Below are 15,072 nucleotides of genomic sequence, written 5' to 3'. Positions count from 1 at the left end.
AAATCAATGAAATATGCTTTTAGCAATAGATTTCACTCATCCTGTTCGGAAATCGTTATGACAGAGTTAAAAAAACCTAAAATCTTGAATATTCAAGATGTTGCTCAATCAAAATTATTCAGCATTCAATCAGTTGACCTCGAATTTAGTAATGGTGAAAAACGAGTCTATGAAAGAATGCGGCCCGCAAAACGCGAAGCGGTTCTTATTGTTCCTATCATGGGTGATAACCTCATCCTCATTCGCGAATACGCTGTCGGGATTGAAAGCTATGAATTAGGCTTTCCCAAAGGTGCTATCGACCCCGGTGAAATTGCCATTGAAGCAGCCCAGCGTGAACTCAAAGAAGAAATTGGTTATGGCGCTAATCACATGGTTCAGCTCGCCAAACTAACGATGTCGCCATCATACTTTTCAAGTAAAATGAATATTCTTATCGCTCAAGACTTATACAGGGAAAAACTCAAAGGAGATGAGCCTGAACCTCTACAACAAGAGCTATGGCCAATATCTCGAATGATGGAATTACTGGAACACCCTGATTTCAACGAAGCTCGGAATATTAGCGCACTTTTCTATCTAGAACGTTACCTAAAAAGTGTTAGGTAATAACACTTAACATTACATCTGCTGTATGTTATTTCTATAACTAATCATTAATATAGGTATATAACCTACTGATATATTAAACGTCTCTATAGAAAACACCCCATGTTTTAAACCAACAATGGGGTGCTAATTATGGGTATTTAACCAACAATAATTTTAAAATAGCTCTTGGCTGGCCCCGCCTTCCGTAGAAATTGTCGTACCTACCTCTTGTACCGCATGTTCTTTCGGTTCAGTTCCTTCAATAAAATACTCACGACGGGAGGAACCTAATTTACCTGTTCTGCTATCAATGGAGACCGAAATAACACCTTTAGGCGGTTTCATTGTTTTCACTGGTACCCCTGCCAAAATAGACTTCATAAAGTCGTTCCACATGGGTTGTGCACTTTTAGCCCCGGCTTCACCACGACCTAATGTTCGCCTATTATCATCGAAACCAATCCATGCAGAAGCAACAACATCTGGGCCATAGCCAGAGAACCAAGCATCCTTAGAGCTGTTAGTTGTCCCTGTTTTCCCACCAATATCACGGCGACCACCTAAGTCTCTCGCTGCACGCCAACCTGTACCTGACCAACCAGGCTCGCCATAAATATTGGTCATCATCGCATCCCTAATTAAGAATGCAAGTGGGGTATTAATTACATGAGGTGCATATTGGTCACCAGAGTTCCCGTCTAAGTTAGCTGCCGTCGTTAATTCCATTGTTGGCTCTTTTATGACGGTATTATCGCCTGATTGTGTCACTTCTTCGGTAGACTCATCATCAATACCGTTGCTCACAATAGTGCGTTCCGTATCACCATAAATTACCGGAATATTCGTGCAATCAGGGCATGCTATTTTAGGGTTGGCTTCGAAAATAACCTCATCATTATGATTTTCGATCTTCGAAATGTAGTATGGGTCAATCAAATACCCACCATTGGACATGACAGCATATCCACGAACCATTTGCATTGGTGTGAATGATGGCGCACCTAGCGCTAACGCCTCAGTGCGGTTAATATTTTCCGCTGGAAAACCAAAGCGAGTCAGATAATCAGCCGCATAATCCACCCCCATGGCTCTCATCGCACGAACCATCACAACGTTTTTTGATTGGCCTAAACCTTGACGTAAACGAATAGGCCCATCATAGCGAGGAGGTGAATTCTTAGGGCGCCAATCAGAACCTGCACCTGCATCCCAACGGCTAATTGGTACATCATTAAGTAATGATGATAATGTCAGGCCTTTATCCATTGCCGCTGTATATAGGAAAGGTTTAATATTCGAACCAACTTGGCGTAATGATTGGGTGACTCGGTTAAACTCACTCATATTGAAGTCAAACCCACCTACTAGCGCAATAATCGCCCCATCATTTGGATTTAAAGCAACAAATGCCGCATTCGCATCAGGTACTTGCCCTAACCACCAGTTATCTTTAACTTTTCGAATCCAAATTTGCTCACCCACTTGCATGACTGCATTTACAGCTCTTGGCGCGGCACCTTGTTGAGTATCTGAAATAAATTTACGCGCCCAACGCACACCGGTCATTGTAATAGGAATTTGCGAACCATCAGCTAACATCACTTGCGCTTCTGAAGCTGTTGCAGATGTCACAACTGCAGGCATTAAAGGCCCATAAACCGGCATTTTTTTCAATTTTTCGACTATCTGCTCTGCTGTCCAAGCCGTTTCATTCTGTTTCCATAAAACCTCGGCAGGACCGCGATAACCGTGGCGAGTATCGTAGTCGATCAAATTATTACGGACTGCGGTTGTTGCAGCTTCCTGATCTTTACGGATCACCGTAGTGTAGACTTTATACCCATCGGTATACGCATCTTCACCATATTTATCAAACAAGGTTTGACGCGCCATTTCGGCTAAATACGGCGCAGAAAAATCAATTTTCGGCGCATGATACGAAGCAACTATTTTTTCATTTTTTGCTTGTTCATACTGGTCTTGAGTAATGTATTTCTCCTCAAACATGCGAGAAAGAACCACATTACGACGACTTACCGCACGGTCATAAGAGTACAGAGGGTTAAATGTAGAAGGTGCTTTTGGTAAACCTGCAATCATCGCAATTTCACTAAGCGTCAACTCATCCACTGTCTTACCAAAATAAACGTACGCAGCTGCTCCGACGCCATAAGCACGGTTACCTAAATAAATTTTATTCAGGTACAACTCCATAATTTCATCTTTAGTAAAAAGCTGCTCAATGCGAATAGCCAAAAATGCCTCTTTAGCTTTACGCATCAGGGTTTTTTCAGGGCTTAAATAAAAATTTCTCGCGAGCTGCTGAGTGATTGTACTGGCCCCTTGAGATGCATGGCCAGAAGACGCCATTACGGTAACCGCACGGAAAATACCAATAGGGTCAATCCCATGGTGCTCATAAAAACGGCTATCTTCAGTGGCGATAAACGCTTTGATCATTAAAGGAGGAATTTCTGCCAGAGGTAAAGGAATACGACGCTTTTCCCCATATTGGGCAATCAATTCGTTATCCGCACTGTATACCTGCATTGGAATTTGCAGACGAATGTCTTTCATTGTTGCTACATCAGGTAACTCACCTTCCACATATTTATACATGCCATAAATCGAGGCGGTTCCCAAAAAAATGCAACAGAAAACAAGAATAAAAAAATATTTTACGAACTTCACCGGAAAATTCCCATGCTCGGCTAACAAGAGGGTTTAGATATCACTAACACACAGTATAAAGCTTATACAGCACAATAGAAATCGTAATTTATTTGTTAATGATAAGGAAATTAACTATGTATACATCAAAATGGAACATTGGGATCGACCTCTATCGAGATAGAATACAGCTAGTCGCTGCAAAGCGGCGCAGACAATACTGGCATTTATGTGAATGTTGGCAACAACAATTACCATTCGAGCTAACTGATAATTCTAGCCATGAACAATATCAAATTTTACTGAATATTTTATTACAATGGCGTCAGAAATTACCTAAAAAGTGTTCCGTATCCTTCGCATTACCCGCTGTCCGTACAATAAAACAACAAATATCATTACCCAGTGAAATCAAATTGCCACAACCAGAATTAGGGTGGTATTTACAATCTCAAGCTGAAAAACGTTTTTCTATGCACGCCCAAGAGCTGGTTATCGACTATCGCGTCATCAAACAACAGGTTTACTTTAATGGGGCCCGCCAGTCAGATATTACTTTTTGGCAAAATCTATTTACAGAAAGCGGGTTCAATCTGCTTGCTATTGATGTCGCCCCCATAGCTTTACGTTATGTGGCAAGAAACGCGGGTTTACCCGATGAATGCTGGGTTATTCATTATCGACAAGGTGAATGGCTTTGGTCAGGGCCAATTAGCCAACCAGCTAATTATAACCATTTGCAAGATACCGATATACCGACACTTTCCCACTTGCTGCCCTTTATTGATCAAGAAAAAGCCTCACCTATTTACCTCATTACAGATCATGAACAGATTTCTCGTACTGATGAGGTAGCTCACCACTGGGAATTACGCCAAGCTTTTCAACAGCATAATATTAAATTACCACAGTTACTGGGGGATTTTGTGATTGCTGCCGGTCTTGCTTTACGTCATGGAGATATTTAATTGATGGAAATATACCAAGTTAACTTTCTCCCTTGGCGCCAACAGCAAATGAAAAAGAAGATACGAGAGTTTTTACTCTTTTGTTCTGTGGTTTGCTGCTCAGTGATTATAGCGTGTGTTTTTTTATTTATTTTTCAACAAATTGAAATGAAAGACCTAAAAAATAGAAAGCACAATAACCAACTACAATATGAACAGATACAACAATTAGTATTGCAAATCGCGACTCAACAAACACAGATTAATAGCTTAATGAGCAAAAAAAGAAAGATAGATAGCATCATAGTAAATAACCAATTTTTACTTAAGTTACTACAAAACCTTCCAACTCTAACTCCACCCAAAAGTTGGCTAACAAATCTACAGTTAATGAATAACAAAATAGAGATCAAAGCTAACAGTTATGATTTTCAAGATATCAATTCGCTTGGCTTACAACTTAAAAATCACCCAGGTTTGAGTGATATTCAATTGAAAAAAATCAGCCGAGTGAATCAATTAAACCGTTTACACCTCACAGCCAAATATCAAGGAGTGCTCGATGAATGAGTCCATACATTCTTTTTGGTATCGCCCATTTTGGCAACAAACCCTACCTGTTTGGTTCTTAATTGTGCTTTGTATCACTGCGGGGTATTTTTTATACTGGAAAAAAAATCAAAATCAGATCATGGAATTAACCATTGAGAACCTGAATTTAATTGAAGCAATTACAAGAGAAAAGAAAGCTCTCTATCACTCACCTTCGTTACAACAACTTGAAAAACAAGCTCAATCACTAAAGCAATCCGTTGATATTAAAGAAGCGCCTCTTGAATTACTGACACAGTTAAATACCTTGCTCTCACATTCATCTGTGACACTTAATCAATTGCAACCAACAGATACCAATACCTATTTTATGGAGTTTCAAGGCCACTTCATTCCTATTTATCACGTTATAGAACAGCTTCTTACCCTTCCTCAAACCCAGAGATGGCATTTTCATGACATAAAAATATATTTAAAACAAGGAATTATCATCACCTCCATCTCATTTTCATTGTTCAACGACACTCTCGCTATCAAGGATGAAAACCGCAATGAATAGCTCACGAACTAACATCCTCATGCTGATTGCTGGGGGACTCTTCTTTTTATCTTCATTTTTAATCTCTGCCGAAGAGGTTAGAGATCCCTTTGCACCACTGATACCTCCCTTAGTAACAGAAAACCAGCCTACCCCGGAAACAGCAGTAGCGCAGGTAACGCCAAGTAAAACATCATTAACCCAAAAGATATTTAAATTAATCTCAACCAATGTCCAAGAGGTTCGTCATCTATTAGAACATCCAGATACTTCGTTATTATCAAAAAATGCCTCTATCCATCACGATATCACGACAAACAGCCTCATTATTAAAGAGGATCCAGATCGATTAGCACTGATTGATGAATGGATAAAACATCAAGATAAGCCAAATAAACAAGTACAGATCACTGCACATATCATTAGTAGCAGCCGAACTGCATTACAGGAGTTGGGCTTAGAATGGGGAATGATGACAGGTGGAAATCTAAACGCTAATCACTTATATCGCTACAATCGTTACTCTTCAATATCAGGACAATTTGCCTTCAATGTTCTTAGTCTTGGTGATGGTTTACTTGAAATGAAACTGAAAGCATTAGAAAAAGAAAATCTGCTTTCTATTATTGCGAGTCCTCGTTTAGTTGCTTCGCATCAACAACCCGCAAGTATTCAGCAAGGTACAGAGATCCCCTATGTCACCAGTAATGACAAGAAAACACACGTACAATTTAAAGATGCTGTTCTGGGTATGGATGTTACCCCCTCGATTGTGCGTGATGAAAAAATTGAGTTAAACCTTAAAATTAGTCATAACTCACCCGATACTGCACTCACTAGCAGCCAACATCATCACTTAGCCATCAATAAACAAGAAATCGCAACTAACGTAACCATCAAAAATAATGAAACCCTTATCCTTGGGGGAATTTTTCAGCAAAAACAAGAAAAAACAGAGATGGGCTTACCCTTTTTATCTCATATCCCTTTTCTAGGTACATTATTCACAAATACGGCAGAGCATACAGATAAGCGTGTCCTTATTGTTTTTATAACACCAAAACTTATCAATATTTAACATGGAAAAAATAACGCATATACTTCAAATAGTTGAATACACAATAAGTCAAAGATGACAAAAAAAAATATTTTTTATGGCATAAACCTACCGGATAAATTTGACGCTGGCGTCGTTTTAGCATACAAGGTTATCCATTGAGTGTTCTAACTATCCGTAGATTAAAGAACAAGCTGTCAGTCGCTTATAAAACAGCCACAATTAATGTTGCTCTATTCTTAACAGAAATAACTTGCTGATACCAATAGCTAGAAACTGTTAAAAAGCATGATAAACAAGGCATTAGACAACATAGACGGCTCAAGTATCGAAACCTGTAATTTTAAATATGGCACTTTGCTTGCTTAGTGCCATATTTATATAGTTGCAATTCAGGTTGATGTATTGAGATAATTTTCTTATCTGATCTCACATCATCACTTATGAGGTTTCAGTTTAGGTCCCGCCGCTAATCTGATTGGCGGGGCGGGTAATCATTAACGAATAATCGTAGTAATACCAAAAAACATGGCAGAGAAACGCAATATCTTTCTGGTTGGACCAATGGGTGCTGGCAAAAGTACTATTGGCCGTCAGTTGGCTCAACAGCTTAATATGGAGTTTTTCGACTCTGATCACGAGATAGAAAAACGCACTGGCGCAGATGTAGGCTGGGTATTCGACCTTGAAGGTGAAGAAGGCTTTCGCGATCGCGAAGAAAAAATCATCAATGAGCTTACAGAGAAACAAGGCATTGTATTAGCAACAGGTGGTGGCTCTGTTAAGTCTAAAGAGACCCGTAATCGCCTATCCGCTCGCGGTGTCGTTGTTTATCTTGAGACCACCATTGAGAAACAATTATCTCGTACACAACGTGACAAAAAACGTCCACTGCTACAAGTTGACGAACCCGCACGTGAGGTTCTTGAGAAACTGGCTGACGAACGTAATCCTATGTATGAAGAAATTGCTGATATTACCATTCATACTGATGAGCAAAGTGCAAAAGTTGTTGCCAACCAAATCATTGAACTATTAGAAAAAAACTAATTGTTCATGGTGTTATTTTCAAAAATGAACTCAAGGTAAAGCAAGATGGAAAAAGTCACCGTCACTCTAGGCGAACGTAGCTATCCAATCAATATTGCACCCGGCTTATATCAACAAACCGGGGCATTTGAGCCATTAACTGCGGGTCAACGAGCAATGATCGTGACAAATGAAACTCTTGCCCCTATTTATCTCGATAAGATAAAGAATGCCCTTGAAACTTCAGGCGTAAAAGTTGATACCATCATTCTACCGGATGGTGAACAATACAAATCATTATTCATCATGAATGATGTATTTACCGCATTACTTGAAAAACACCATAACCGTGACACCACCCTCATCGCTCTTGGTGGGGGCGTCATTGGTGACCTAACAGGTTTCGCAGCAGCAAGCTATCAGCGTGGAGTACGTTTTATTCAAGTACCTACGACCTTATTATCTCAAGTGGACTCTTCTGTCGGTGGTAAAACCGCCGTCAATCACCCACTAGGGAAAAATATGATCGGCGCATTTTATCAGCCCGCTTCTGTTGTGGTTGATCTCAACTGCTTAAAAACTCTCCCACCAAGAGAACTTGCCTCCGGCTTAGCAGAAGTCATTAAATATGGCATTATCCTCGATAGTGAATTTTTTAGCTGGCTAGAAGAGAATATTGATGCCCTCGTCTCTCTTGATGACCAAGCGATGGCTTACTGTATTCGCCGTTGTTGTGAACTAAAAGCACAAGTGGTTGCTGCGGATGAAAAAGAAACCAGTGGGTTACGCGCATTATTGAACTTAGGTCATACCTTTGGTCATGCTATCGAAGCGCATATGGGCTATGGCGTCTGGTTACATGGTGAAGCTGTCGCGGCTGGCATGGTTATGGCAGCAAAAACAGCAGAATTACTTGGTCAATTTACTCCTGAACAAACTCAGCGGGTGGTCACACTTTTAGAGCGTGCATCACTTCCCGTCAAAGGCCCTTCACAAATGAAGCCCGATGATTATCTCCCACATATGATGCGAGATAAAAAAGTGATGGGTGGAAAACTGCATTTAATTTTGCCTACCACTATCGGCCATTCGGAAATGCGTTCAGATGTTGATACGCAGACTGTCATTGCGGCAATATCATCCTGTATGTCATAAAACGAAGAAAAAGCTGAATTTTTACTGGCGTTTTAAAATGTTACTGGTAGATGTTCACTAAAGTCGTTAAATTATACGGTGTGCCTACGCCTATATACGAAACTCTGAAAAAGCGTATTATCAATACCACTTTGGCTAGCGTGGTATTACGAAAGGATATATGCTTTAAATAAGCAGCGATGTCCTGCTTGGTCGTTAGAGGTTGTACTGATAAGAGACATTTTATCTCTACTATAGGCAAATTTTATTCGGGAGAGGAAAATGGACGAATTTAAACCAGATAACCAGTCTCAAGGTCAAAATGATCTTAGGCCTGATACATCAGATAGACCGACAGGGCGCTCACGCCAATCATCATCTGCTGCAAAACCTAAAATTGCACTTTCACGTCAACATATTATGATTGGTGTGGGTGTACTGGTCTTATTGCTGCTCATTATTGCTATCAGCTCAGCGCTGAAAGCCCCTACAGAGCATGAAAAGCAACAAACAACGGGTGCCAATAATTCACAGAATATCGATTTATCGGGTTCCTCATCGTTGACAAATTCACAAGGTCAAACGCTATCAGGGCAACCGCAAGAAATCACTGGTTCACAAATTACGCCAACGCCAACCCAAGGCGAACCTCAAACTCAACCAAATGGTCTGGGTGAGCGAATCGAAATACCTGGCGATGTAGTTGATGCCTTAAACCAAGGCCAAGTTTCTGTGCCAGGCACTAGCCAGCCACAAAATACGACACCGTTAACGCCACCAACCGTTAAACCTGTGGAACAACAACCCGTAGTCAAACCAGTAACGCCAGAAAAAACACCTGTAAAACCCGTTGAGCCAAAACACCCTGTGCAAACTAAACAGCCAGCAAAATCAACGGCAAGCAGCCAAGGTAGCAATATCATGTCTGCACCAGCAGGTAGCTACACATTGCAACTCAGCAGTGCAAGCCGCTCTGATACACTGGAAGCTTTCGCAAAAGAAAACAAATTGGCCAATTACAAAGTTTATAAAACCATACGTAATGGGCAAACTTGGTATGTTCTTATTCACGGAAATTATAGTTCAGTGACCGACGCAAAAAATGCAATAGGGACCTTACCTGCTGCAGTACAAGCGAAAAAACCGTGGGTTAGAAATATGAAACAAGTCAAACAGGATCAAAAATAACAACGTTTTTCCCCGGGCGCATTATGTTGTCCTGACAGAGTATAAATGCAGTTACTCTAAACGATTGTAATAATAAGACGGCATGAAAAAAAAACGCGCTTTTTTAAAATGGGCTGGGGGTAAATACCCCCTTGTGGAAGAAATCAAAAAACACCTTCCACAAGGTGATTGCTTAATTGAGCCTTTTGTTGGTGCTGGGTCAGTGTTTTTAAACACCAGTTATGATTCATACATACTGGCAGATATCAACAGTGACCTCATCAACCTCTACAATACGGTTAAAGACCGCGCTGATGCTTTTATTGAAGAAGCCCAGCAAATCTTCACACCTGAATATAATACTTCCGAACAATATTATTTAATGCGTGAAGCCTTTAACCAATCGACCGATACTGAGAAACGCAGTGTCCTTTTTTTATACTTAAACCGCCACTGCTATAATGGGTTATGCCGCTATAATTCTCGAGGTGAATTTAACGTTCCTTTTGGCCGCTATAAAAAACCCTATTTTCCTAAAGAAGAATTACTGTGGTTTGCTGAAAAATCACAAAATGCCACGTTTATGACTCAGCATTATGGTGAAACTTTGCTCAACGCAAAAGAGGGATCTGTTGTCTACTGTGACCCACCATATGCACCTTTATCAGATACAGCTAACTTCACGGCGTATCACACGAATGCATTTAATTCGCTCGAACAACAAAACTTAGCTATTTTGGCTCAAAAGTTATCAACAGAAAGTAAAATTCCTGTCTTGATCTCAAATCATGATACCCCGATGACGAGAGAGTGGTATTATCAAGCTCAATTGCATATTGTAAAAGTACGTCGCACCATTAGTAGAAATATATTAAACCGGACAAAAGTCAATGAGTTACTGGCATTATATCCGGGTATACCTAATAGCCTTTCTCCTAGAAAAACGGATAAGAAAAAAACGCAGCGCCTTGTACCTAGCGATGAATGGCTCTCAGATAACGATTAATAATCGGAGACAATAATGAAAAACTTTCTCATTGCCCCATCTATTTTATCTGCTGACTTTGCACGTTTAGGCGAAGATACCGCCAATGTTCTTGCAGCTGGTGCCGATATTGTGCATTTTGACGTTATGGACAACCACTACGTACCCAACTTAACGTTTGGCGCACCTATATGTAAAGCACTGCGAGACTACGGAATTACTGCACCTATCGATGTTCATTTAATGGTGAAGCCAGTTGACCGTATTATCCCAGATTTTGCTAAGGCCGGTGCAACTCATATTAGTTTCCATCCTGAAGCCAGCGAACATGTTGACCGCTCACTACAGTTAATTCGCGAACATGGCTGTACCGCGGGGTTAGTATTTAACCCAGCAACACCACTTAGCTACCTTGATTACGTCATGGATAAAGTTGATATGATCCTACTCATGTCTGTGAACCCAGGTTTTGGAGGCCAGTCCTTTATCCCACAAACACTCAATAAATTGCGCCAAGTCCGTAAATTAATTGATGAAAGTGGCTATGATATTCGTTTGGAAGTCGACGGCGGTGTCAAAGTGAATAATATCGCAGAGATTGCAGCGGCAGGTGCCGATACCTTCGTTGCGGGTTCTGCTATTTTCGACCAACCGGACTATAAAACCGTCATCGACGCGATGCGTAACGAATTACAAAAGGTATCTCAATGACTGAAGTAGTATTAGAGAATATCAAAGCGATCGCTTTCGATTTAGACGGCACACTCGTAGATAGTGCAGCTGGCTTAGCTGAAGCCATCGACAACATGCTCAAAGAATTTAATTTTGCCCCTGCAGGTAAAGAACGCGTTTCTATTTGGGTAGGTAATGGTGTTGATGTGTTAGTTGAACGCGCACTTTCATGGGCGGGTGCCGAAATCACACCTGAGCGACAAAAAAAAGCTCGAGCCAGTTTTGATAAATTCTATGCAACGTCCGTCACAACAGGCAGCCAACTGTTTCCTGAAGTAAAAGACACTTTAGAGCAATTAGCAAAACATGGCTTACCTATGGGGATTGTTACTAATAAAGCGACTCCATTTATTGCGCCATTATTAAAGAAATTAGGTATTGAACACTACTTTTCTCTAGTCTTGGGTAGCGATGACGTCAAAGCTTTAAAACCGCATCCTGCTCCCCTCTACCTAACGATGGGAACATTCGGTTTACGTAAAGAAGAATTGCTTTTTGTCGGCGATTCTCGTAATGATATTATTGCAGCGAAAAGCGCTGAATGCCCGTGTGTCGGTCTGACCTACGGTTATAACTATGGTGAATCTATTGCACTGAGTGAACCGAACTGTGTATTAACACATTTTTCTGATTTATTACCTGCAATCGGGTTATCTGAAATAAAATAAGCAAGGACATAACTAAATGAGCACTCCCACTGAAAATTTAAAGCAACCCCAAAAACCAATCGTATTCAGCGGCGCACAGCCTTCCGGTGAATTAACCATCGGTAACTACATGGGTGCATTACGTCAGTGGGTACAAATGCAAGATGACTACGACTGCATTTACTGTATCGTTGACCAGCACGCCATCACCGTTCGCCAAGACCCTGTTGAACTGCGTAAAAGAACCCTCGATACACTTGCGCTCTATTTAGCATGTGGTATTGACCCGAAAAAAAGCACCATTTTTGTGCAGTCACACGTACCACAACACGCTCAACTGAGCTGGGCGCTTAACTGCTACACCTATTTCGGTGAGTTGAGCCGTATGACTCAGTTTAAAGATAAATCTGCCCGTCACGCAGAAAATATCAATGCGGGACTCTTTGATTACCCAGTACTAATGGCAGCAGATATTTTGATTTATCAAACGAATCAAGTACCTGTTGGTATTGACCAGAAACAACACCTTGAATTGAGCCGTGATATTGCTCAACGCTTCAATGCCATTTATGGTGATATTTTCACTGTACCCGATCCATTCATTCCGACTGGTGGTGGTGCCCGTGTTATGGCTCTGCAAGATCCAACCAAGAAAATGTCTAAGTCCGATGATAACCGTAACAACGTTATCGCCTTATTAGAAGACCCGAAATCTGTCGTGAAAAAAATCAAACGCGCAATGACTGACTCCGAAGAGCCACCTCGTATTCGTTATGATTTAGAAAACAAACCAGGGGTTTCTAACTTATTAGATATCATGTCGGGTGTGACAGGTAAGAAAATTGCTGAACTTGAAGCCGAATTTGAAGGGCAAATGTACGGTCATCTTAAAGGGGCCGTGGCAGAAGCCGTTTCCGGTATGTTAACCACACTTCAAACTCGTTATCATGAATTCCGTAATGATGAAGCGCTGCTAAACCAAATTATGGATGAAGGCGCAACCAAAGCCGCTGCTCGCGCACAAGAAACGTTAGATAAAGTTTACGAAGCTATTGGTTTTGTTAAACGCCCTCAGTAACAATCATTGTATTAACTCAGTAAAAATGGGGTTCTTCCCCATTTTTACTCTAATCAATTTTCACCAATTAATTCATTGATGCTGTTTATTTCACCTTAACGCTCTGAATCTAATTGTTCATTATTTTTCAGAACATCTTGCGCCTTGCTGTAGCTTTCAATTAATAATTGATAGGCAGGGAAAATTTGCGTGTAAGCCATTGCCCACTCCGCCGCATCTTCACGGTTCCAAGTCCCTTGTAATTCTGAAGCAACAGCCGCAGTATCCATTGGAACGACACCCGCTTGCACCACTCGCGCTAAGGTAATTTCTTGCGCCATTTTGCTGTAGGTGCCTGATGCATCAATGACCACAAATACTTGATAACCATCCATCACCGCACTAATCGCAGGGAACGCCATACAAACACTGGTAATAGTTCCGGCAATAATCAGTTGCTTTTTACCTGTTGCTTTCACGGCCGCCACAAACTCTGGGTTATCCCATGCATTAATTTCGCCACGGCGTGCAATATATTGTGCATGTGGTGCATTTTGATGAATTTCTGGTATCAACGGGCCATTTGGGCCTTGAGGTACAGAAGCAGTTGTTATTACTGGAATTTTAGCTAGGGAAGCCATTTTAGCCAGAACAGCGGCGCGAGCACGTAATTCCGTCATTGGCATATCACCTACAGTTTGAAATAAACCACTCTGGTGATCGATTAATAACATCACCGCATCTTCTGGGTTGATAGCAGGACGTTGACCATTAAAATTAGCAGGGCTACTCATGATGAAACCTCTCAATCGATAAAATATGAAACCTATTTTTGATTTAAAAATAGAACGATATCCGCTCCGTTTTCGTGTTATTTAGATTAATTCATCGATTTAAAGCTGAGTAGTCCAGTTTTTGATAAACACTGTTCTATAAATAGAATAATTAGACTTTATTTTATTGTTCTATCACTGCAACAATGAAACCTATTTTTGCCACTACTGCCAAATGATTTGCTCCTTTATTATTCAGTCATCAAAACAATTTTAGGAGCAAAACCATGAAAAAAATTATTGGTATCTATCAATCTCCTCGTAGCCATTGGGTAGGAGACGGCTTCCCTGTCCGTTCAATGTTTAGCTATAACGATCATGGGAAATACCTCAACCCATTCCTTTTGCTCGACAGAGCGGGGCCTTTTGATTTCCCAAGCTCAAATTCAGCAAACAGAGGCGTTGGAGAGCACCCACACCGTGGGTTTGAAACAGTCACGATTGTGTATGATGGCGAAGTCGCCCACCATGACTCTACGGGTGAAGGTGGTGTGATAGGCCCAGGTGATGTTCAGTGGATGACTGCAGCATCGGGTATTTTGCATCAAGAGTATCAGTCTGATGCCTTTATGAAAAAAGGTGGCACACTTGATATGGTGCAACTGTGGGTCAATTTGCCAGCAAAAGACAAATCAGCGGCCCCCGGCTACCAGCTGTTAGAAAGCCAAAGCATGCCAAAAGTCGCATTACCCAATGATGCAGGTACATTGCGAGTGATTGCCGGTGACTATTTGGGCAATAAGGGTGCAGCACAAACCTTTAGTCCATTGGATGTATGGGATTTGCAGCTTAACAAAGGTAAAACTGTGGGTATCCCAACTAAAGCGGGACGCCATGTCGGTTTAGTCATGCTACGTGGTTCAATATTTGTTGATGGCCGTTCTGCTTTAAACGAAGGGGAACTGATGATCCTCGACGATACAGACAGCAATATTCTGTTAGAAGCCACAGAAGATGCCTTAGTGCTGTTACTCAGTGGTGATCCCATTAATGAGCCAGTTGTTGGCTACGGCCCCTTTGTGATGAATACTGTTCAAGAAATCAATGAAGCCATAAATGATTTCAACAGTGGGAAATTTGGCCGCATTCCTGAAACACAATAAATGACGAATATTTCCCTGATAGCCTAATGC

15 protein-coding genes are annotated in these 15,072 nt (G+C 41.1%); 13 read left to right on the top strand and 2 right to left on the bottom strand.

Going from position 1 to position 15,072, the window contains the following annotated elements; translation table 11 throughout:
• Positions 1 to 57 precede the first annotated feature (57 nt).
• Complete coding sequence (gene nudE / locus FVA72_RS00610; protein ID WP_094962884.1) at positions 58 to 609, top strand: ADP compounds hydrolase NudE; 552 nt, start codon at positions 58 to 60, stop codon at positions 607 to 609.
• A gap of 156 nt (positions 610 to 765) precedes the next feature.
• Here nudE and mrcA read toward each other — a convergent pair whose 3' ends face one another.
• A complete protein-coding gene (mrcA, locus tag FVA72_RS00605; protein WP_110592744.1) occupies positions 766 to 3,282 on the bottom strand; it encodes a peptidoglycan glycosyltransferase/peptidoglycan DD-transpeptidase MrcA in 2,517 nt (838 codons plus the stop codon).
• 116 nt (positions 3,283 to 3,398) lie between these two features.
• Here mrcA and FVA72_RS00600 point away from each other — a divergent pair, with 116 nt between their 5' ends.
• From FVA72_RS00600 to trpS, 11 genes are all read left to right on the top strand, one after another.
• The gene (locus FVA72_RS00600; RefSeq protein WP_036958620.1) at positions 3,399 to 4,229 is read left to right on the top strand and encodes a hypothetical protein; all 831 of its coding nucleotides are present in this window, start codon (positions 3,399 to 3,401) and stop codon (positions 4,227 to 4,229) included.
• Positions 4,230 to 4,277: 48 nt separating this feature from the next.
• Positions 4,278 to 4,778 carry a PilN domain-containing protein gene (locus tag FVA72_RS21905; RefSeq protein ID WP_164564190.1) on the top strand — a complete coding sequence of 167 codons (501 nt, stop codon included), beginning with the start codon at positions 4,278 to 4,280 and terminating at the stop codon, positions 4,776 to 4,778.
• Positions 4,771 to 5,319 carry a hypothetical protein gene (locus tag FVA72_RS00590; protein WP_110592746.1) on the top strand — a complete coding sequence of 183 codons (549 nt, stop codon included), beginning with the start codon at positions 4,771 to 4,773 and terminating at the stop codon, positions 5,317 to 5,319. The genes FVA72_RS21905 and FVA72_RS00590 overlap by 8 nt, the downstream gene beginning before the upstream one ends.
• A complete protein-coding gene (locus FVA72_RS00585; RefSeq protein ID WP_405029951.1) occupies positions 5,312 to 6,376 on the top strand; it encodes a transporter in 1,065 nt (354 codons plus the stop codon). Before FVA72_RS00590 ends, FVA72_RS00585 begins: the two co-directional genes overlap by 8 nt.
• A gap of 507 nt (positions 6,377 to 6,883) precedes the next feature.
• Entirely contained in the window at positions 6,884 to 7,405 is a 522-nt protein-coding gene (aroK, locus tag FVA72_RS00580) for a shikimate kinase AroK (RefSeq protein ID WP_004263200.1), read from the top strand.
• A 45-nt stretch (positions 7,406 to 7,450) separates the two neighbouring features.
• Positions 7,451 to 8,539 (top strand): 3-dehydroquinate synthase, encoded by a 1,089-nt coding sequence (gene aroB / locus FVA72_RS00575; protein ID WP_004263201.1) that lies wholly within the window; start codon positions 7,451 to 7,453, stop codon positions 8,537 to 8,539.
• 261 nt (positions 8,540 to 8,800) lie between these two features.
• A complete protein-coding gene (locus tag FVA72_RS00570) occupies positions 8,801 to 9,706 on the top strand; it encodes an SPOR domain-containing protein (protein ID WP_096863477.1) in 906 nt (301 codons plus the stop codon).
• 82 nt (positions 9,707 to 9,788) lie between these two features.
• A complete protein-coding gene (gene dam, locus FVA72_RS00565; RefSeq protein WP_004263205.1) occupies positions 9,789 to 10,691 on the top strand; it encodes an adenine-specific DNA-methyltransferase in 903 nt (300 codons plus the stop codon).
• A 15-nt stretch (positions 10,692 to 10,706) separates the two neighbouring features.
• Positions 10,707 to 11,381 carry a ribulose-phosphate 3-epimerase gene (gene rpe, locus FVA72_RS00560; protein ID WP_004263207.1) on the top strand — a complete coding sequence of 225 codons (675 nt, stop codon included), beginning with the start codon at positions 10,707 to 10,709 and terminating at the stop codon, positions 11,379 to 11,381.
• Positions 11,378 to 12,070 carry a phosphoglycolate phosphatase gene (locus tag FVA72_RS00555; RefSeq protein ID WP_094962889.1) on the top strand — a complete coding sequence of 231 codons (693 nt, stop codon included), beginning with the start codon at positions 11,378 to 11,380 and terminating at the stop codon, positions 12,068 to 12,070. Before rpe ends, FVA72_RS00555 begins: the two co-directional genes overlap by 4 nt.
• Positions 12,071 to 12,086: 16 nt before the next feature.
• Positions 12,087 to 13,127 carry a tryptophan--tRNA ligase gene (gene trpS, locus FVA72_RS00550; protein WP_110592747.1) on the top strand — a complete coding sequence of 347 codons (1,041 nt, stop codon included), beginning with the start codon at positions 12,087 to 12,089 and terminating at the stop codon, positions 13,125 to 13,127.
• Between the two features lie 95 nt (positions 13,128 to 13,222).
• Here the strand turns inward: trpS and FVA72_RS00545 are convergent, their stop codons facing one another.
• Positions 13,223 to 13,900 carry a hydrolase gene (locus FVA72_RS00545; RefSeq protein WP_004906617.1) on the bottom strand — a complete coding sequence of 226 codons (678 nt, stop codon included), beginning with the start codon at positions 13,898 to 13,900 and terminating at the stop codon, positions 13,223 to 13,225.
• 266 nt (positions 13,901 to 14,166) lie between these two features.
• On the opposite strand from FVA72_RS00545, the gene FVA72_RS00540 reads away from it, so the two are divergent.
• Positions 14,167 to 15,042: a pirin family protein gene (locus FVA72_RS00540; protein ID WP_004263218.1), complete on the top strand. Its 876-nt coding sequence runs from the start codon at positions 14,167 to 14,169 to the stop codon at positions 15,040 to 15,042.
• The last annotated feature ends 30 nt before the right edge of the window (positions 15,043 to 15,072 follow it).

The sequence above is a fragment of the Providencia sp. PROV061 genome (genome assembly GCF_011045655.1).
Taxonomy (GTDB): domain Bacteria; phylum Pseudomonadota; class Gammaproteobacteria; order Enterobacterales; family Enterobacteriaceae; genus Providencia; species Providencia hangzhouensis.
Note: the sequence above shows the minus strand (reverse complement) of the source record. Positions and strands in the feature narration are given on the sequence as shown.